The sequence below is a fragment of the Paraburkholderia bannensis NBRC 103871 genome (assembly GCF_000685015.1).
GTDB classification, from domain to species: Bacteria; Pseudomonadota; Gammaproteobacteria; order Burkholderiales; family Burkholderiaceae; genus Paraburkholderia; species Paraburkholderia bannensis.
On sequence record NZ_BAYA01000008.1, the window covers coordinates 1 to 19,288 of the forward strand.

A 19,288-nucleotide genomic window follows, 5' to 3' on the forward strand; every position below is an offset into this window, starting at 1 on the left:
AGGGGCAACGCTAATAGACCGACACGACAACAAGGAAATGCCAAAAAAAATCACCCAAACGCAGGCAAAGTCACATCAATAGCCTCACCCAGCATATCGAACGCAGGCCCAATTTCCTCATCAGGCACACACGCATAGCCAATCAACAACCCCGACCCGGCCCGCTCCCGCTCCGAGTAATACCCCGACAACGGCCGCACAACGATATTGCGCGCCAACGCAGCCTCAGCCACCGCGCGATCGTCGCTGCCCTCGGGCAACTGCATCACCACATGCAGCCCCGCATCCCCTCCCATAGCGGGCAGCGCCTCCCCATAACGCCGCGCAGCAGCATCAAGCACGGCCTGCCGCCGCTGCCCATAAAGCGCCCGCATCTTGCGAATATGCGAAGTGAAATGCCCCTCGGCGATAAACTCCGCGAGCACAGCCTGCTGCAATAACTGCCCTTCCCGATAAAGCTCCGCACTCGCCGTAGCAAAACTCTCGGCAAGCGGTTCCGGCGCAACCAGGTACCCCACACGCAGGCCCGGAAACAGCGTCTTCCCAAAGCTCCCCACGTAAATCACCTGCCCCGCCGTATCGAGCCCCTGCAACGAAGCCAGCGGCCGGCTGCCGTAGCGAAACTCGCTGTCATAGTCGTCCTCAATAATCCAGCACTGATTCTGGCGCGCATATTCGAGCAGCGTGCGCCGCCGCGCCAGGCTCATCACCATCCCAAGCGGATACTGATGCGAAGGCGTGACGAGAATCAGCTTCGGCGGCGGCGCAGCGAAATCGGCAGCGGAAGGATTGATGCCCTCGCTATCGACGGCAATCGGACGCGGCTTTAGACCCGATACATGCAACACGCTGCGCACGCCCCAATAGCACGGATCCTCCGTCCAGATCGTGTCGCCCGGATCGGACAGCAGACGTACCGCCAGATCGACGGACTGGTGAATGCCGGTCGTGATGATGATCTGCTCAGGCGTGCAACGCACGGAGCGCGATGTCCGCAGATAGTCAGCCAGCACGTGACGCAGCAACGCAAGGCCGCCGCCCGGCGCATAGGTCAGCAGATCAGGGCGCAAGGTGCGCCAGTATTTGTTGTGCAATCGCGTCCAGATGCGCGCCGGAAAGCGCGAGACATCGGGCACGCCCGGCATGAACGCGCCGCCCTGCCGCTTGGAGACGCCCGCGCCAGCAATCAGGCGCGCGCCTCGCGCCGACAACGCCCGCGCAGCCGGACGATGCAACTGAGGCGACTGCAGCGACTGGGACACCCCCAGGATGAGCGAACCACCCTCGCCATCGCGCAAATCCGCGCCGACAGCCGCCACGGGCGGCGGCAATCCCGCCAGCACGTCCGCATTCGGCAAGGTCTGGCTGTTAGTTGCAATCAGACCGGATTGGCCCGTAATGGAACCCAGTTGCCTCGGGGTTTTCACTGATTCGATAGAGCCAATTTCCGCCGCGCCGACAATCTCATCCGGCGAAGTATCGGCCACAAATGTCCCGCGCCCCGTCGCCGAGGTCACGTAGCCTTCGAGCACCAATTGCTCGTAAACCTGCGTCACCGTATTGCGCGCAATCCCCAGCTCCGCCGCCAGAAGCCTTGAGGACGGGACTTTCGCGCCCGCCGGCAGTTCGCGCGAGTGGATCGCCTGCTGCAGCAAGCGGTGCAGTTGCCGGTACACCGGCTGCCCGCTGCCGCGCTCTAGCCGCTGGGCCAGCCAGTCGGACAGGACACTCGCACGCATAAAATTGGCTCCTAAAGATTGCACTGAATGGCTCTAAATTTTGGAGCCAAACGTGAGTATAGTCGCGGCATGGGCAAAGGATGCACTCCCGGCCCACCAACCAACCTCAGAACCGAAAGCATTGAAGGAGATGAACGTGAGCAAGAACGCCGATCTGCAGAGCCGCAAGGACGCTATCACCCCGCGTGGCGTGGGCGTGATGTGCAACTTCTACGCCGAGCGCGCCGAAAACGCGGAACTGTGGGACGTCGAAGGCCGCCGCTTCATCGACTTCGCAGCCGGTATCGCCGTGTGCAACACGGGCCATCGCCATCCGAAGATCGTCGCCGCCATCAAGGCGCAGCTCGACCAGTTCACGCACACCGCTTACCAGATCGTCCCCTACGAGTCGTACGTCTCGCTGGCCGAGAAGGTCGCGCAGCGCGCACCGGGCAGCTTCGCGAAGAAGGCCGCGTTCTTCACGACCGGCGCTGAAGCCGTCGAAAACGCCGTCAAGATCGCTCGCGCGTCGACGGGCCGTCCGGGCGTGATCGCCTTCGCAGGCGGCTTCCACGGCCGCACGATGATGGGCATGGCGCTCACCGGCAAGGTCGCACCGTACAAGCTGAACTTCGGCCCGTTCCCAGCTGACGTCTACCACGCTCCGTACCCCAACTCGGTTCACGGCATCAGCACGGCTGACTCGCTCAAGCACATCGAGATGCTGTTCAAGGCCGACATCGATCCGAAGCGCGTCGCCGCGATCATCTTCGAACCGGTTCAGGGCGAAGGCGGCTTCTACCAGGCACCGGCGGACTTCGTGCGCGGCCTGCGCAAGATCTGCGACACGCACGGCATCCTGCTGATCGCCGACGAAGTCCAGACGGGCTTCGCGCGTACCGGCAAGCTGTTCGCGATGGAACACTACGACGTCGCACCGGATCTCATGACGATCGCCAAGAGCCTCGCCGGCGGCATGCCGCTGTCGGGCGTGGTCGGCCGCGCGGAAGTCATGGACGCGGCAGCGCCTGGCGGCCTGGGCGGCACGTACGCCGGCAACCCTCTGGCGGTGGCGTCGGCACACGCAGTCATCGAGATCATCGAAGAAGAAAAGCTGTGCGAGCGCGCTACGAAGCTGGGCGACAAGATCAAGGCCAAGCTCACCGCGATGAAGGCTGAAGTCCCGCAGATCGCCGATGTGCGCGGCCCGGGCGCGATGAACGCCGTCGAGTTCTGCAAGCCGGGCACCAATGAAGCCGACGCCGACTTCACGAAGCGCGTGCAAACCGCCGCGCTCAACCGCGGCCTGCTGCTGCTCGTGTGCGGCGTGTACTCGAACGTCGTGCGTTTCCTGTTCCCGCTGACGATCCAGGAAAACGTGTTCGACGAAGCACTCGCGATCCTCGAAGAGTCGATCAAGGAAGCCGTGGGCGTGCCGGCGTAAGCCTCCCGCTCGCTGCTCCAGCGCTTCAGTTTCAGCTTTAGTCCCGAAAACGGCACACCGGCGCGCGCCGCTGTGCCGTTTTCGCTTAACCGTTTCGAATCGAATAGAAGCACTGCCCGGAGTTCAACCATGAACCTGAAAGACGCATCGCTGCTCAAGAACGCCGCCTATATCAACGGCGAATGGCAAGGCGCCGAAGACGGCGCCACGCTCGACGTGGTCAACCCCGCCACCGGCGCGCTGATCGGTACGGTGCCGCGCATGGGCGCCGCCGAAACGCGCCGCGCGATCTCCACCGCCAACGCCGCCTGGCCCGCATGGCGCGCCAAGACCGCGAAGGAGCGCAGCGTCATCCTGCGCAAGTGGCACGATCTGATGATCGAACACGCCGACGACCTCGCGCTGATCCTCACGACCGAACAAGGCAAGCCGATCGCCGAAGCCAAGGGCGAAATCGGGTACGCCGCCTCGTTCCTCGAATGGTTCGCGGAGGAAGGCAAGCGCGTCTACGGCGACACGATCCCGACGCCCGCCAACGACAAGCGCATCGTCGTGACCAAGGAAGCGATCGGCGTGTGCGCCGCGATCACGCCGTGGAACTTCCCCGCCGCGATGATCACGCGCAAGGTCGGCCCCGCGCTCGCCGCGGGCTGCCCGATCGTGCTCAAGCCCGCTGAAGCCACGCCGTTCTCGGCGCTCGCGCTGGCCGTGCTGGCCGAACGCGCAGGCGTGCCCGCAGGCGTGTTCAGCGTCGTCACCGGCGACCCGAAGGCAATCGGCGGCGAACTCACGAGCAACCCGATCGTGCGCAAGCTGTCGTTCACGGGCTCGACGCCGGTGGGCCGCCTGCTCATGAGCCAGTGCGCCGCGACCGTCAAGAAGGTCTCGCTCGAACTGGGCGGCAACGCGCCGTTCATCGTGTTCGACGACGCCGATCTCGACGCCGCAGTGGCCGGCGCCATCGCGTCCAAGTACCGCAACAGCGGCCAGACCTGCGTCTGCACGAACCGCTTCTACGTGCACGACGCCGTGTACGACGCATTCGCCGCCAAGCTGCGCGATGCGGTGGAAAAGCTCAAGGTCGGCCTGGGCACCGAAGCTGGCGTGACGCAAGGCCCGCTCATCAACGAAGCGGCCGTGCTGAAGGTGGAATCGCACATCGAAGACGCGCTCGGCAAGGGTGCGCAGGTGCTGACGGGCGGCAAGCGCCACGCGCTCGGCCACGGCTTCTTCGAGCCGACCATCCTCACGGGCGTCACGCCCGCGATGAAGGTCGCGCGCGACGAGACCTTCGGCCCGCTCGCGCCGCTGTTCCGCTTCTCGTCGGATGAAGAAGTGATCAAGATGGCCAACGACACCGAATTCGGCCTGGCCGCGTACTTCTACAGCCGCGACATCGGCCGCGTCTGGCGCGTGGCGGAAGCGCTCGAATACGGCATGGTGGGCATCAACACCGGCCTGATCTCGAACGAAGTCGCTCCGTTCGGCGGCGTGAAGCAATCGGGCCTGGGCCGCGAAGGCTCGCACTACGGCATCGACGACTACGTCGTCATCAAGTACCTGTGCATGGCGGGCATGTAAGCCTTCCGGCTTGGTCGGCTTGATTGGCGCTTGATTGGCTTCAAGCCGATCAGCAAAAACCGGCGCGTGGCGATGTGTTCGCTACGCGCCGGTTTTTTTATGTGCAGCGCTTACTGTGTCGAGCCGACCGGCGTCACCTGCGTGGCGTAGGCCGAAACGAACACGGCGTGAATTGTGTCGCCGACCTTGAGCGTCTTGAGATCGATGTCCGGCGTGGCCTTCACGATGGTGGTCTGATACGCGCCGCGCAGCGTGACTTCGCGCTTCTTCATGTTGATGTGCTGCACGGTCGCCTGAACCTCGACCTGACGCGCGGCGTCATAGCCCGACGAATCCGGCACATAGACGTTGGTATCGACGCGCTTGCGGATGCCCTTGTCCTTGCCCGTGACTTTTTCAGCCGTGACGAGCAGCGCGTTCTGATAAAGCACGTCGACGGTATCGCCAATGTTCAACTGATCGAAGTTGCCAACCTGCTTGCTCAGCGCGACATCGACGCTGTTGCCGAGCGGCCCGCGCAGCGTGACGATGCGCGAAGCGCGATCGATGCCGACGATTTTCGCCTGCACGTGAATCGGCTCGCTATGAGCGAGAACGTCTTGCGCCGCGCTCGCCAGTGCCGATTGTTGGGGCGCCGATGCGGGTTGCGCGTCCTGCGCGAACGAAACCTGCGAAACACACAAAGCCATCGTCATTGCAACTGCCAAAGCCGATACTTTTTTCATTTTTTGCACTCCTCTTTACGGTGAACTCGCTTCGCAAAACGAATCAGGCCTGCATGAGGCGCGATGTGCGAGCGATTCTACGCGGGAGTACGAAGTACAGGCTGCTGGATGCGCCGAGTTTGACCGAGATTATTCGCCGCGAATTTGAGATGATTGGTTTTAAATTGTTTGGTGATTGTTAACGAAATTCTCGGCCCGATTGTTTCGAATTTTTAAATCTATTGCGTCGATAAGACCAAGAAAAAAGCCGCGGATCTTAAAAAGACCCGCGGCTTTTTCGGAATGACCGGATGCGAATTAAACGCGTTCGATCGCAATAGCAATGCCTTGGCCGACGCCAATGCACATCGTGCACAGCGCATAGCGGCCGCCGGTGCGATGCAGCTGATACATCGCGGTGGTCACGAGACGCGCGCCGCTCATGCCCAGCGGGTGGCCCAGCGCGATCGCGCCGCCATTCGGATTGACGCGGGGATCGTCGTCCGCGACACCGAGCATGCGCAGCACAGCCAGACCTTGCGAGGCAAACGCTTCATTGAGTTCGATCACGTCGAACTGATCGATCGTCATACCCAGGCGCGCGAGCAACTTCTGCGTCGCCGGGCCGGGGCCGATACCCATGACGCGCGGCGCAACGCCTGCCGTTGCCATGCCGATCACGCGCGCACGCGGCGTCAGGCCGAAACGCTTCGCGTTTTCTTCGTTGGCGAGCAGCAGCGCGCAAGCGCCGTCGTTGACGCCGGATGCGTTGCCGGCCGTCACCGAACCGTCCGGGCCAACGACGCCCTTGAGTTTGGCCAGCGCTTCAAGCGAGGTTTCACGCGGATGCTCGTCGCGCGACACGACCAGCGGATCGCCCTTCTTCTGCGCGATGCTGACCGAGACGATTTCCTGAGCCAGCGTGCCGTCGGCGATGGCGCGCGCAGCCTTCTGCTGGCTACGCACCGCAAACGCGTCCTGATCGGCGCGGCTGATGTTGTAGTCGACAGCGACGTTTTCGGCCGTTTCCGGCATCGAATCGACGCCGTATTGCGCCTTCATCAGCTTGTTGACGAAGCGCCAGCCGATCGTCGTGTCATAGATCGCGGCGTCGCGTGCGAAAGCCGTGTTCGCCTTGCCCATCACGAACGGCGCGCGGCTCATGCTTTCCACGCCGCCAGCAATCATCAGACCGGTTTCGCCCGACTTGAGCGCGCGCGCGGCGATACCCACGGCATCCATGCCCGAACCGCACAGACGGTTGACGGTCGAACCCGGCACGGCCTGCGGCAGGCCCGCCAGCAGCAACGACATGCGCGCGACGTTACGGTTGTCTTCGCCTGCCTGGTTTGCGCAACCGTAGATCACGTCGTCGATCGCCGACCAGTCGAGCTCCTTGTTGCGCTCCATGAGCGCCTTGAGCGGCACCGCGCCCAGGTCGTCAGCGCGAACCTGAGCAAGGGCGCCCGCGTAGCGGCCGATCGGCGTGCGAATTGCGTCGCAGATGAATGCTTCCGTCATAAGAGTCTCCTGTCGATTGCGCGCGCGATGTGAGCGTCGGACGCAATCCCATGCAAAACCAGTTGGGATCGACGGACTGCGCGGGCGAAGAATGAGGTATCGAACGCGCACGTCCTCGTGCGTTTTGTTCGACCTACGAACTCATGGTCGATAATCGAACATTTGGCGCCCATGATAGGCGTCGCGGCGCGCGAGTGTCAAGCAGGGGTATCCGCAGGGTGGTGTGCAATCCGGACGTCAGAAATGGCGACGGCCGTGCAAGACGGAAGTCTCGCACGGCCGCTAGCCTGGTCTGATCAAATCGACTGGCTTATCGCGACATCATATTCATGCTCACGTTATGCATGACCCAGATCGTGCCGATAATCAGGAACGCAGCGGCCAGCACTGTATAGGCAAGCGACAACACGTTCCAGCCCTGCCCCGGCGACGCGTTCAGGTGCAGGAAGAACACCAGGTGAACGACCACCTGCACGAAGGCGAGCACTGCGAGAATCGCCATGCCCGTACCCGGCGCAAACGCGCCGTGCATCACGACGCCAAACGCACCGGCGGTCAGCAGCACCGAGAGAATGAAGCCCGCGGCGTAGCTGCCGAAGGAGCCATGAGCTTCGCTATGAGAATGAGCCATTTAGAGCACGCTCCCGAGATAGACAAAAGTAAACACGCAGATCCACACCACGTCCAGGAAGTGCCAGAAAAGGCTCAGGCACGTGAGGCGGCGCACTTCGCGCTCATCGAGTTGCGGACGGCGCAGCACCTGGATCATCAGCACGGCCATCCAGACGAGACCGAAGAACACGTGCAGGCCGTGGGTGCTGACCAGCACGAAGAACGACGAGAGAAACGCACTGCGCTGGGGCCCCGCGCCATCGGCGATCAGATGCGAGAACTCGCGCAGTTCGAGTACGAGGAACAGCACGCCCAGCACGAAGGTGAGCGCCAGCCAGCCGAGCACCGCACCGCTCTTGCGCTGCTGCGCGCCGAGCATTGCAAAGCCATAGGTGATGGACGAGAGCAGCAGGACGGCGGTTTCGATCGCCACGCCGCCGATATCGAACAGATCCTTGCCCGTCGGGCCGCCCGCATACTGGTGCGCGAGCACGCCGAAGGTCGCGAACAGCGATGCGAACAGGACGCAGTCGGTCATCAGGTACACCCAGAAGCCGAACACCGAGTTCGAAGGCGGGTGATCGTGATGATCGAAGTCGGCAACGGTTGCCGTGTTGGTTTTCTGTAGCATGGCTTAGGCCTCCACTTCCGCCAGTTCGCGCTCGACGGCGACTGCCGCGCGATGGCGCTTCTCTTCGATCTCGCGAACCTTCGCGGCCGGAATGTAATAGCCGTCGTCGTCACTGAAGCTGCGCACGGCGATCGTCACGACGATGGCGGCGAACGCCAGCGCCGCGAGCCACACGATGTGCCATACGCCCGCGAAGCCGAGCAACAGGCTGAAGATGCCGATGAAGAAGCCCGCCGACGTGTTGGACGGCATATGAATGTCGCTGTACTTCGCCGCGAGGCCCAGACCGCGGCCCGTTTCCTTCATGTGCGTGAAGGCGTCGATGTCCTGCACCTGCGGGATCAGCGCGAAGTTATAGACCGGCGGCGGCGACGAGGTTGCCCATTCGAGCGTACGGCCATCCCACGGATCGCCCGTGACGTCCTGGCATTCCGCCTTGTTGCGATTGACGAACGCCATCACCCATTGCAGCACCTGGAACACGATGCCCACCGCGATGATCGCCGCGCCGATGGCGGCCACGATGAAGTACGGGTGCCATACGGGATTGTCGTAGTGGTTCAGGCGGCGGGTTGCGCCCATGAAGCCGAGCACGTACAGCGGCACGAAGGCCACGTAGAAGCCCACGAACCAGCACCAGAACGAGGCCTTGCCGAGCTTTTCATTGGGCTTGAGGCCGAACACCTTCGGGAACCAGTAGTGCAGGCCCGCGAGATAACCGAACACCACGCCGCCGATGATGGCGTTGTGGAAGTGCGCGATCAGGAACAGCGAGTTGTGCAGCACGAAGTCCGCGCCCGGAATCGCCATCATCACGCCCGTCATGCCGCCAATCGAGAACGTCACCATGAAGCCGATTGTCCAGAGCACCGGCGCCGTGAATTCGATGCGGCCGCGGTACATCGTGAACAGCCAGTTGAAAATCTTCACACCCGTCGGGATCGCGATGACCATGGTCATGATGCCGAAGAACGCGTTGACGTCAGCACCCGAACCCATCGTGAAGAAGTGGTGCAGCCAGACCAGGAAGGCCAGCACCATGATCGCGCACGAGGCGTAGACCATGGTCTTGTAGCCGAACAGCGGCTTCTTCGAGAACGTGGCCATGACTTCCGAATAGATGCCGAACGCAGGCAGCACGAGGATGTAGACCTCGGGGTGACCCCACGCCCAGATCAGGTTCAGATACAGCATGGCGTTGCCGCCGCCGTCATTCGTGAAGAAGTGCGTACCGACGTAGCGGTCGAAACCCAGCAGCGCGAGCGCGATCGTGAGGATCGGGAACGTGGCCATGATCAGCACGTTCGAGCACAGCGCCGTCCACGTGAACACGGGCATTTTCATGAGGCTCATGCCCGGCGCGCGCATCTTCAGGATCGTGACGAAGAAGTTGATGCCGGTGATGAGCGTGCCCACCCCCGAAAGCTGCAGCGACCAGATGTAGTAATCCACCCCCACAGTTGGACTGAATTGCAGCTCGGAGAGCGGCGGATAGGCGAGCCAGCCGGTCTGTGCGAATTCGCCGATCACCAGCGACAGGTTGATGAGAATCGCGCTGATCGCCGTCATCCAGAACGAGAGCGAGTTCAGGAACGGGAACGCCACGTCGCGCGCGCCGATCTGCAACGGCACGACGAGGTTGAACAGGCCGACCATGAGCGCCATCGCCATGAAGAAGATCATGATGACGCCGTGCGCCGAGAAGATCTGGTCGTAGTGATGCGGCGGAAGATAGCCCGGCGCGTCGAAAGCGATGGCCTGCTGGACGCGCATCATGACGGCGTCGGTGAAGCCGCGCACGAGCATGAGCACCGCCACGATGATGTACATCACGCCGATGCGCTTGTGGTCTACGCTCGTGAGCCATTCTGACCAGATGTACTTCCACTTGCCCTTCACGGTCACGAGACCGAATGTGGAGAGCACGATCAGCGCCATGGCCGCCGCGGCGCCCATGATGATCGGCTGATCGAACGGGATATCCCCTAAGGTGAGTTTTCCGAACATGACTGCTTACCCCTTGGTCACGCACGACGGGTCATTGAAGTCCGTGACGTGGCCGTTGTTGTACTTCGCGATGATGTTGTTGAAGAGCTTCGGATCGACGGTCGAGAAGTACTGCACCGGTGCCTTCTCGGTCGGTTGCGCGACGCCCGCGTACTCGTCCATCGACAGGCCGTCGCGCGAGGCCTTGACCTTCTGCACCCACGCGTCGAAATCCTGCTGGCTGGTGGCGAGCGTGCGGAACTTCATGTCCGAGAAGCCCTTGCCGCTGTAGTTGGCCGAAATGCCTTCGAAATTGCCGGCTTCGTCCGCAATGAGGTGGAGGCGCGTCTGCATGCCCGCCATCGCGTAGACCTGGGTGCCCAGTTGCGGGATGAAGAACGAGTTCATCACCGAATCCGACGTGATGCGGAAGTTGACCGGCGTGCCCACCGGCACCGCGAGCTGGTTCACCGTGGCGATGCCCAGATCCGGGTAGATGAAGAGCCACTTCCAGTCGAGCGCGACGACTTCGACGTTGATGGGCTTCACGTTCGATTCAAGCGGCTTGTAGGGGTCGAGCTCGTGCGTGGTCTTCCAGGTAAGCACGGCGAGGAACAGGATGATGACGGCGGGAATCGTCCAGACCACGACTTCGATCGCCGTCGAGTGGGCCCACTTGGGCGCGTAGGTGGCGTTGCGGTTGGACGCACGGTAGCGCCAGGCAAAATAGAGCGTGAGCAGGATCACCGGCACCACCACGAGCAGCATGGCCCACGTGGCTGTCGCGATGAGGGATTTTTCGGCCACGCCGACGCTGCCCTTGGGGTCGAGCACCGTCAGGTTGCCGCTACATCCCGCGAGCGTGGCGACGAGCCCGCCGCCGAGGGGGATTAACCACCTTTTGAAGGCTTTTCTCTTCATGTTTGCCTGCTTTTCCGTTTAACCACTTTGAACGCTGTCACACATCTGTATGGCAAAACCCGCCATGCAAAATGCACCCGTACCGTTTTGAGCGAAATTCTACGGAAACGGGTTATTCAAAAATTTGATTTAGGCTAAGGTTTATTGCGGGTGCACCAGCGCATCGCTATCGGCGCGACGGAACGACACACATATCTTTCAACTGTCTTTCGCATTGGCCGGATTCCTTGCGTGGCAAGGCGCCGCAGGCAGCAACAAGCGCTTGCCAGGCGAAAAAGTGCGTGAATGTGACGGAAGCTTGCTTCGTCATTCAACGGCGCTTAAAAGTCAGCCGAGGCGGGTTCCAGACCTGTACGATTAAACGGCACGAATGAAAATATCGACCGATATATTCGATCGACTTATATTCACCGATTTCGTCAATATCATTAATCAACAACTCATTTGCGAAAAATCAAATGACATAAGTAAATTAGCGCGCCATTCTGCTTGCATTTTCCCGCCGGGGCGTCACCCCGCCGCCGCGCGCCGGTTGGCGAAACAATGCGCTTGCGCTATCGTCATGGGTTCCTTCCGCGCCGCCTCCAGCCCTTGATCCGACGCCACGACGCCATGAACCCCGCTACCCGCGCCACGCCCGCCCCCTCCGACGAGCCGACGGATATCCCCGAAAAGCCGGGCGACTCCTATGTGCAGTCGTTCGCGCGCGGGCTTTCCGTGATCCGCGCGTTCAACGCCGAGCACCCCGAGCAGACGCTCACCGACGTCGCGGCGGCCACCGGCCTCACGCGCGCGGGCGCGCGGCGCATCCTGCTGACGCTGCAAACGCTCGGCTACGTCGAGGCCGAAGGACGCCTGTTCCGGCTCACGCCCAAGATCCTCGACCTCGGCTTCGCCTATCTGACGTCGATGCCGTTCTGGAACCTGGCCGAGCCGGTCATGGAAGCGCTGTCCGGCGAAGTGCACGAAAGCTGCTCGGCGGCCGTGCTCGACCGCACCGAGATCGTCTACGTGCTGCGCGTGCCCACGCACAAGATCATGACGATCAACCTGTCGATCGGCAGCCGCCTGCCGGCTTACTGCACCTCGATGGGACGCGTGCTGCTGTCGGCGCTCGACGAGGACGCGCTCGACGCAACGCTCGGCGCGTCGCCGCTCTACGCGCACACGCCGCGCACGGTGACCGACAAGGACGAGCTCAAGAAGATCATCGCCCAGGTCCGCGAACAGGGCTGGGCCATCGTCGACCAGGAACTGGAAGGCGGCCTGATCTCGATTTCCGCGCCGATCCGCAACCGCCAGGGCCGCGTGATCGCGGCCATGAACATCAGCGGCAACGCGCAGCGCACCTCGGCCAAACAGATGGTGAAAACCTTCCTGGAGCCGCTGCAACAGGCGGCCCAGCGCGTTTCAGGGATGGTGTCGCGACGCACTTGAGGCGACCCGGCGGCCCGGAGCGCGCTTCAGGCTTGCCGCCGGATTCGAGACCGGATTCGACTGTATTGACCTCGCGCCCGCACCAACGCTACGATCGACGACATGCCTGATTTCCTCCCACTCCCCGCTTCGTTGCATCGCGCATGTTGTCCGAACATGCCGGGGGGAAGTCGCGTCTAGCGTTCCAGCTATACGTCGAATCCATTGCCTTCTGGCCGCCCGTTGAAAAACCGGCGGCCTTTTGTTTTGCCCAACGCTTTTGTGACGGAGAAGCCCATGCCGCTTGCGCTTTACGACTCCTGGTCGCGTACCGTGCGCCCCTTCACGCCGATCCACGGCAACCAGGTCGGCATGTATTGCTGCGGCCCCACGGTGTACGACCACGCGCATATCGGCAACCTGAGGACGTACGTCTTCGAGGACATCCTGCGCCGCGTGTTGATGCACAACGGCTACGCGGTGCGGCACGTCGTCAATATCACCGATGTCGGGCATCTCACCTCGGATGCGGACGAAGGCGAAGACAAGATGGAAAAAGGCAGCCGGCGCACCGGGGAATCCGCGTGGGCCATCGCCCAGCGTTATACCGAGGCCTTCGTCGCCGACTGGTGCGCCCTGCACCTGCTGGAGCCGACGATATGGTGCCGCGCGACGGATCACCTCGCCGAGCAGATCGGCTTCATCGGCGAGCTGGAGCGGGCGGGCTACGTCTATCGCACCTCGGACGGACTGTATTTCGACACGAGCCGGCAGGACGACTACGGCTATCTCGCGCGCCTCGATCGCGCTGGCTTGCAGGCGGGCAAGCGCGTCGCCGTGGGCGAGAAGCGCAGCAGCACGGATTTCGCGCTATGGAAATTCAGCCCGCCTGACGTCGTGCGCCAGATGGAATGGGACAGTCCGTGGGGGCGTGGCTTTCCTGGCTGGCATATCGAATGCTCGGCCATGTCGGCGAAATACCTCGGCGCCTGGTTCGACATTCATTGCGGCGGCGAAGACCATATCGCGGTTCACCACAGCAACGAAATCGCCCAGACCCAGGCGGCGCATGGCACCCGTCTCGCCAACTTCTGGATGCACGGTCACTTTCTGACGTTCGACGCGCACACGAAAATGTCCAAGTCGAGCGGCGACTTCGTGCGTCTGGAGACCTTGCAGAGCCGGAACATCGATCCGCTCGCGTATCGCTATCTGTGCCTGACGGCTCATTACCGGAGCAAGCTGCGTTTCAGCTGGCCATCGCTCGAAGCAGCGCAGACGGCGTTGAACCGGCTTCGGCATCTTTATGCGGGCTGGCCGCAGGGCGGTCGAGTCGATCAGGCTTTCGCGGCGCGCTTCGACGCCGAAGTCAACGACGACCTGAACCTGCCCAGAGCGCTCGCCATGCTGTGGGAGCTGATCCGCAGCGGCCTGCCGCCCGCGACCCTGCGGGCGACCGTGGATCGCTTCGATAGCGTGCTTGGCTTCAAGCTCAACGAATGGCGCCCCGAAGCGGCCGACGTGCCGGAAAGCATCCGCGCATTGCTGATCGCGCGCGAGCAGGCCCGGGCGGCGAAGGACTGGGCAGCAGCCGACCGGATCCGGGCAAGCTTGAGCGAGCAAGGCTGGCGAGTCGAGGACGGCAAGGACGGACAGCATCTGACTCACGTCCCCGCACTCCCGCTCGATTCGAGATAACCCGACGGCTCAGTGTTCCGGGGCGAGCGCTTCGCTCGCCTCGAACACCTCGCGCGCGGCGAATAACGCATTGAGCGCCGCCGGAAAGCCCGCGTAGAGCGCCATCTGCATGAAGACCTCGACGATCTCATCGCGGGTGCAGCCCACATTCAGTGCGGCCTCAATGTGGATCTTCAACTGCGGCTGCGCGTTGCCGAGCGCGGCCAGCGCCGCAATCGTCGCGATTTCGCGGGCGCGCAGATCGAGTTGGGGCCGGCTATAGATATCGCCGAAGCCGAACTCGATCAACAAGCGGCCGAAGTCCGGCGCAATGGGCGCCAGCGCCGCCACGACTTTCTCGCCCGCCGCACCGTCGATCTGCTTCAGCTTTTGCCAGCCTTGTGCATAACGGTCGTGCCGGTCGTGCTTGCGGGGTGTTGCGTCGGTTCCGTGTTCCATGGCGAGTCCTTTTCCTGTCGATGGGTGGGCGTGTCTTCGTCATGTCGGGCCGCGTCCCGCGCCGCCGCTTCGTACCAGCCGATCTTGTCCGTTATCGCCGCAAGATTGGCGTGCAGTTCGTCGATACGTGCGAGCACGTCGCTGCGATGCGCCGCCAGCATGTCGCGGCGCGCCTCGTAGGTCGCATCGCCCTGCGCGCGCAGCTCGGAAAACGCCTGGATGGACGCAATCGGCATCCCGGTCGCCTTCAGGCGCATGACGAACAGCAGCCAGTCCCGATCCGCCGGCGAATACAAACGGTGCCCCGCCTGCGTGCGTCCGATCGCACGCAACAGGCCGGCCTGCTCGTAATAACGTAGCGTATGGGTCGTGACGCCGGTGGCCGCGGCCACCTGGCCGATAGTCAGGGCTTTTGACATGACGGATCTCAGGTTAGGACTTCGAGTGCACTCTAAGTCAAGCGTCGCGCACTGTCAGCCCTCCCACGCGGTGTCGCCTCGACGGGGTCGCCCCGACGTGACGCCCCAAAACAGGAACGCATGTCAGCCAGCCCCGCCCCTCAAGACCCCGCGCTCTTGCGCCGCCTGCTACGCGCGAAAGACCGCATCGACGCCGCCTCGCACGAGGCCTGGCCCGTCAGCCGCCTGGCCGAAGTCAGCGGCGTCTCCGAGGCCCATTTCGCGCGCGCCTTCAAGCGCGCCTTCGGCATTCCGCCGCATCGCTATCTCCTGACGCGCCGCATCGAGCAGGCCACCACGCTCCTGCGCGACACCGACCTCGACATCACGGACATCGCCTTCGCGACCGGCTGGGAAAGCCTCGGCACCTTCGGGCGCACGTTTCGCGATATCACCGGCCTGAGCCCCAGCGCCGCCCGCCGCGTCGCCCAGGCGCAAGCGCAGGCGTCCCAGCTCGAACGCGTGCCTGCCTGCGTGCTCAAGGCCGCGCAGCGCCCCGACCTCACCAGCGCAGTTTTGGAGAAGCGCCGCCGCGAGGCCGGCGCTACAGTCCAGCCATCGACCCGACCACGTGGATCGGGCGATCGAAACCGATCAGATAGGGAGGAAACATGAGCGAAGGCATCAACGTGGCAGGGATCTACGTGGACGACCAGGACGCGGCGCTGGCGTTCTACGTCGACAAACTGGGCTTCCAGGTTCACACCGACGTGCGCAACGGCACGTACCGCTGGCTGACGATCCAGCACCCGGATCAGCCGTCGTTCCAGCTCGGCCTGTTCGCGCCAGGGCCGCCGGTTCATGACGAGGCGACGGCGCAGACGCTGCGCGCGATGGTCGCCAAGGGCGCGATGCCGCCGCTCGTGCTGACCGTTGCCGATTGCCGCGCGCGCTACGCCGAATGGAAAGCCAAAGGCGTCGAGTTCACGCAGGAGCCGGTGGAGCGCTTCGGCAGCATCGATGCGGGTTTTCGCGATCCGGCCGGCAACGGCTGGAAGCTGATCGAGGCGGCGAAAAACGCGTCCTGAACGCGGCCTTAACGCGTCCCGGGCACGAACGGCTCGCGCCCGCGTCAGCCGACGTCCGCGAAAACCTGCACGAGCCAGTCCGCGAAGGTGCGCACGCGCAGCGAAAGCTGGCGTGCCTGCGGAAACATCACCGATACCGGCATGGGCGGCGGCGGCTGGTCGGCCAGCACGACACACAGTTCGCCGTTAGCCAGCTGCTCCCGCACGCGGTAGCGCGGCACCTGCACCAGCCCAAGCCCGGCGATGGCGCCCGCTGTGTACAGCTCCGCGCCGTTCACGGCCACCGGGCCTGGCAGCGTGACGTTGCGCACGCCGTCCGCCAGCGCGAATTCGAGGGGATGCGCGCGGCCCGTGGCCGGCGAGAGGTAGTTGACGGCGCGATGACCGTCCGTGAGCGCGTCGATGGAAGCGGGGTCTCCGTGCCGTTCGAGATAGGCGGGACTCGCGACGGTCACCTGTTCGAGCAGCGCCACGCGCCGCGCGATCATCGACGAATCGTTGAGTTCGCCCGCGCGCAGCACGCAATCGATGCCCTCGCGCACGAGATCGACAAAATGATCGCCCGAGCCGATGAACAGTTCGATGCGCGGATAGCGCGCGAGGAATTGCGGCAGGCGCGGCATGACGAAGTACTACGCGAGCGTGCCCTGCATGTTCACGCGCAGACGGCCTTGCGGGTCGGTGTCGCGAAAGGCTTCCTCGGTTTCTTCCAGGTCCGCGAGCAGGCGCGTGCAGCGCTGGTAGTAAGCCTCGCCTTCGTGCGTCGGCTTCACCTGGCGCGTGGTGCGCTCAAGCAGGCGCACGCCCAGGCGCGTCTCAAGACGCTTGATGGAATTCGTGACGGTGGCGCGCGGCAGGTTCAGGTCTTCGGCCGCCTGCGTGAAGCTGCGGCGGTCGACGATGCGCGTGAAGATCTGCATCTCCTGGAAGCGGTCCAAGGGCGGTCTCGTGGTTTTGTGCGGTTTGGTAACGATTCACGGGTCGGCGTCATCTTCTCATGAGCCCATGAGGTGGCCAAAAATACCCGGAACCCGGCGCAGCACATGATCCGAGCACGCCGTTGCCCTCACCTTCACCGCACTTCAGCCCTTCAGCACCACTCGCTGCACCGCCGCGACAAAGGCCGCGCCCGCGTCTTCGATCCGTCCGGAATTGTCGATCTGCACGAACGTCGCGCCTTCGGGCACGACAAACGGCGCACGCCGCGCGAGCCGCTGCGCGACCTGTTCCGGCGTTTCCCGCGCCCGCGAGGCGAGCCGCGCGGCCAGCACATGCTGCGCGGCGTTCACGTGCACGAGCGTCATGCGCGGATAACGCGCAAGCGCCTCGCTCACGTAGGCGCGCGAGCCGTTCACCACGACCGTGCAGCCGAGCGTGAGCCACTGCTCGATTTCCACGCCGATCCCGTAGCGCAGCGCGTGGCTGCGCCATTGCAGCGCGAACAGGCCCATGCGCGAACGCGCCTCGAATTCGGCGTCGGTCAGGGCGATGTGGTTCTCGCCGCCGCCTTCCTCGCGCGTGATGTAGCGATGCGCGAACACGACGCCCTCCACCGCCAGCCGCTTGCGCGCGTAGCCGAGCAGCGTGTCCTTGCCCGCGCCCGACGGCCCCATCACGTAGATCAGCCGGGCCGTCATGCTTGAAGCTCCTGCTGGAAATCCACGCGCTGCCACAGCACGAACGGCGCGCCGGGCTGCGGCTCGACGTAGATCGCCGCGCCGTGCACGGGCAGCGCGCCCGCGTCGCACATCTGCGTGTTCCAGGCGTGCATGAGCGCTGCGCGCGCGGCTGCATCGTCGAGCGAATCGGAAAGCGTCATATGAAAACGGAACTCGTCGAACACGTACGGATAGCCCCAGGTTTCGACGTAATCGCGCTGGCGCGGCGTGAGCGGCGCGTCGAGGCGCTTCGCCAGTTCGGCGGGCGTCTGTCGCGCGCGCAGCGAGCCAAGCGTGCGCAGGGCGTCGGCGGCGAGATCCTGGAGCGCTTGTGCACCCGCATCGTCAGCGGCGCACACGGCGACAAAACGGCCGATCGTCGCGGCTTGTGCAGCGACTTCGAAGCGCGCAAGGCGTGCGGCCCATGCTTGCGTGGCGGCGGCGAGCGCCTGCGGCGTCACGCCGTCGGCCAGCCGGAACGGCGGCACCAGCGTGCCATGCCAGCCGTAGCGCGCAGGCGCCACGGTGAGCGACGCGAGCGGCCTTTCAAGCTCGGCAGGCTGCGGCGGCGCAAGCGTTGCGCCGCTTTCGGGATCGCGACCGAGCCACACGCAGCCAGCACGCCACCATGCGCTGTCACGCGGCGGCGCGAAGTAGAGCGCGAAGCGCGTCGCGGCGTTCCACTGCACGTGAGCGTCGCTCATACGTCGTGCTCCACCATCAACTGCACGCGATCCGCCGCAAAGTGCGTCACGCCGTACTTGATTGCCACACCTTCCAGATCGACGTCGACGTTTTCGACCCACAGCACCGGCTGCTGCCGGTTGATGTTCAGGCGCCGCGCCACTTCGGGCTCGGGCAGCACGCTGCCGATACGGCTCCATTTACGCAGATAGTCGGTCACGCCGAATTCGGCGAGCGCCTTCGAGGTGCTGTCGACGCGCTCCATCACCGAAGGCAGGTCGGCAAAGCGCGCCGCCGGATACCAGCTGCGCGCATACGTGAGCGGCACGCCGTCCGATTCATGCAGCGTTTCCAGCCGATACACCAGCGCGCCCGCGCGCAGCCCCAGCGCCTTGGCGACTGCGGGGTCGGCCTTCACGCGCGACGACGCCAGCAGCTTGCCCACCGCCGAATGCTGATGGCGCTGCAGGTTTTCGGTAAAACGCGTGCGCTTGCCGATGCTGTAGTCGATCGCGCCCGGCTGCACGAACGTGCCGCGCCCCTGCTCGACGCTCACGAGCCCCTGCGCCGCAAGGCCCAGCATTGCGCGCCGCACCGTATGGCGGTTCACGTCGAAGCGCCTGGCCAGTTCGCCTTCGCTCGGCAGCCGGCCGTCGTCGCCGAAACCCTTCGCGGCGATCTCGGCTGCGAGGATCTGTTCGATCTGCCGCCACACCGCCAGCCCTGCGCCGCGCTCGAGCGTGCTGTGTGGCGCGTCGTCGTTCGATGTCATGGTGCTGTCATTCCCCTC

At 63.9% G+C, this 19,288-nt stretch carries 18 protein-coding genes and 1 pseudogene; 6 read left to right on the plus strand and 13 right to left on the minus strand.

The window, feature by feature from the left end; all coding sequences use genetic code 11:
- Window positions 1-50 precede the first annotated feature (50 nt).
- Window positions 51-1,739, minus strand: a complete 1,689-nt coding sequence (gene pdxR / locus BBA01S_RS14780) for a MocR-like pyridoxine biosynthesis transcription factor PdxR (RefSeq protein ID WP_027817129.1) — start codon at window positions 1,737-1,739, stop codon at window positions 51-53.
- 130 nt (window positions 1,740-1,869) lie between these two features.
- On the opposite strand from pdxR, the gene gabT reads away from it, so the two are divergent.
- Entirely contained in the window at window positions 1,870-3,162 is a 1,293-nt protein-coding gene (gene gabT / locus BBA01S_RS14785) for a 4-aminobutyrate--2-oxoglutarate transaminase (protein ID WP_027817130.1), read from the plus strand.
- 129 nt (window positions 3,163-3,291) lie between these two features.
- Entirely contained in the window at window positions 3,292-4,743 is a 1,452-nt protein-coding gene (gene gabD, locus BBA01S_RS14790) for an NADP-dependent succinate-semialdehyde dehydrogenase (protein WP_027817131.1), read from the plus strand.
- A 110-nt stretch (window positions 4,744-4,853) separates the two neighbouring features.
- Here gabD and BBA01S_RS14795 read toward each other — a convergent pair whose 3' ends face one another.
- From BBA01S_RS14795 to cyoA, 6 genes are all read right to left on the minus strand, one after another.
- Window positions 4,854-5,468 carry a hypothetical protein gene (locus BBA01S_RS14795; RefSeq protein ID WP_042297229.1) on the minus strand — a complete coding sequence of 205 codons (615 nt, stop codon included), beginning with the start codon at window positions 5,466-5,468 and terminating at the stop codon, window positions 4,854-4,856.
- A gap of 297 nt (window positions 5,469-5,765) precedes the next feature.
- Window positions 5,766-6,968, minus strand: coding sequence for a 3-oxoadipyl-CoA thiolase (gene pcaF, locus BBA01S_RS14800; protein ID WP_027817133.1), 1,203 nt, complete (start codon window positions 6,966-6,968; stop codon window positions 5,766-5,768).
- A 310-nt stretch (window positions 6,969-7,278) separates the two neighbouring features.
- Window positions 7,279-7,599, minus strand: a complete 321-nt coding sequence (gene cyoD, locus BBA01S_RS14805; protein ID WP_027817134.1) for a cytochrome o ubiquinol oxidase subunit IV — start codon at window positions 7,597-7,599, stop codon at window positions 7,279-7,281.
- Window positions 7,600-8,211 (minus strand): cytochrome o ubiquinol oxidase subunit III, encoded by a 612-nt coding sequence (gene cyoC, locus BBA01S_RS14810; RefSeq protein WP_027817135.1) that lies wholly within the window; start codon window positions 8,209-8,211, stop codon window positions 7,600-7,602.
- Window positions 8,212-8,214: 3 nt separating this feature from the next.
- The gene (gene cyoB / locus BBA01S_RS14815; RefSeq protein WP_027817136.1) at window positions 8,215-10,218 is read right to left on the minus strand and encodes a cytochrome o ubiquinol oxidase subunit I; all 2,004 of its coding nucleotides are present in this window, start codon (window positions 10,216-10,218) and stop codon (window positions 8,215-8,217) included.
- A 6-nt stretch (window positions 10,219-10,224) separates the two neighbouring features.
- Entirely contained in the window at window positions 10,225-11,118 is an 894-nt protein-coding gene (gene cyoA, locus BBA01S_RS14820; RefSeq protein ID WP_042297231.1) for a ubiquinol oxidase subunit II, read from the minus strand.
- Window positions 11,119-11,730: 612 nt separating this feature from the next.
- Between cyoA and BBA01S_RS14825 the strand changes: the two genes are divergently transcribed.
- Both BBA01S_RS14825 and cysS read left to right on the plus strand, forming a co-directional pair.
- Window positions 11,731-12,555 carry an IclR family transcriptional regulator gene (locus BBA01S_RS14825; RefSeq protein WP_042297233.1) on the plus strand — a complete coding sequence of 275 codons (825 nt, stop codon included), beginning with the start codon at window positions 11,731-11,733 and terminating at the stop codon, window positions 12,553-12,555.
- Window positions 12,556-12,831: 276 nt separating this feature from the next.
- Window positions 12,832-14,232 (plus strand): cysteine--tRNA ligase, encoded by a 1,401-nt coding sequence (cysS, locus tag BBA01S_RS41355; RefSeq protein WP_042297235.1) that lies wholly within the window; start codon window positions 12,832-12,834, stop codon window positions 14,230-14,232.
- 9 nt (window positions 14,233-14,241) lie between these two features.
- Here cysS and BBA01S_RS14835 read toward each other — a convergent pair whose 3' ends face one another.
- Entirely contained in the window at window positions 14,242-14,670 is a 429-nt protein-coding gene (locus BBA01S_RS14835) for a carboxymuconolactone decarboxylase family protein (RefSeq protein ID WP_027817139.1), read from the minus strand.
- Complete coding sequence (locus BBA01S_RS14840; protein WP_027817140.1) at window positions 14,595-15,089, minus strand: MerR family transcriptional regulator; 495 nt, start codon at window positions 15,087-15,089, stop codon at window positions 14,595-14,597. The genes BBA01S_RS14835 and BBA01S_RS14840 overlap by 76 nt, the downstream gene beginning before the upstream one ends.
- Window positions 15,090-15,209: 120 nt before the next feature.
- Between BBA01S_RS14840 and BBA01S_RS41360 the strand changes: the two genes are divergently transcribed.
- Window positions 15,210-15,743, plus strand: a complete 534-nt coding sequence (locus BBA01S_RS41360; RefSeq protein WP_042297237.1) for a helix-turn-helix transcriptional regulator — start codon at window positions 15,210-15,212, stop codon at window positions 15,741-15,743.
- Window positions 15,740-16,156 carry a VOC family protein gene (locus BBA01S_RS14850; RefSeq protein WP_027817141.1) on the plus strand — a complete coding sequence of 139 codons (417 nt, stop codon included), beginning with the start codon at window positions 15,740-15,742 and terminating at the stop codon, window positions 16,154-16,156. The genes BBA01S_RS41360 and BBA01S_RS14850 overlap by 4 nt, the downstream gene beginning before the upstream one ends.
- 44 nt (window positions 16,157-16,200) lie before the next feature.
- Here the strand turns inward: BBA01S_RS14850 and BBA01S_RS41365 are convergent.
- The 4 genes and pseudogenes from BBA01S_RS41365 to phnF all read right to left on the minus strand — a co-directional run bounded on the left by BBA01S_RS41365 (window position 16,201) and on the right by phnF (window position 19,270).
- Window positions 16,201-17,094, minus strand: a pseudogene (locus BBA01S_RS41365) (LysR family transcriptional regulator).
- A gap of 144 nt (window positions 17,095-17,238) precedes the next feature.
- Window positions 17,239-17,793 (minus strand): phosphonate metabolism protein/1,5-bisphosphokinase (PRPP-forming) PhnN, encoded by a 555-nt coding sequence (gene phnN, locus BBA01S_RS14860; protein WP_027817142.1) that lies wholly within the window; start codon window positions 17,791-17,793, stop codon window positions 17,239-17,241.
- Window positions 17,790-18,518 carry a DUF1045 domain-containing protein gene (locus BBA01S_RS14865; RefSeq protein WP_027817143.1) on the minus strand — a complete coding sequence of 243 codons (729 nt, stop codon included), beginning with the start codon at window positions 18,516-18,518 and terminating at the stop codon, window positions 17,790-17,792. Before BBA01S_RS14865 ends, phnN begins: the two co-directional genes overlap by 4 nt.
- Window positions 18,515-19,270, minus strand: coding sequence for a phosphonate metabolism transcriptional regulator PhnF (phnF, locus tag BBA01S_RS14870; RefSeq protein ID WP_027817144.1), 756 nt, complete (start codon window positions 19,268-19,270; stop codon window positions 18,515-18,517). Before phnF ends, BBA01S_RS14865 begins: the two co-directional genes overlap by 4 nt.
- Between the last annotated feature and the right edge of the window lie 18 nt (window positions 19,271-19,288).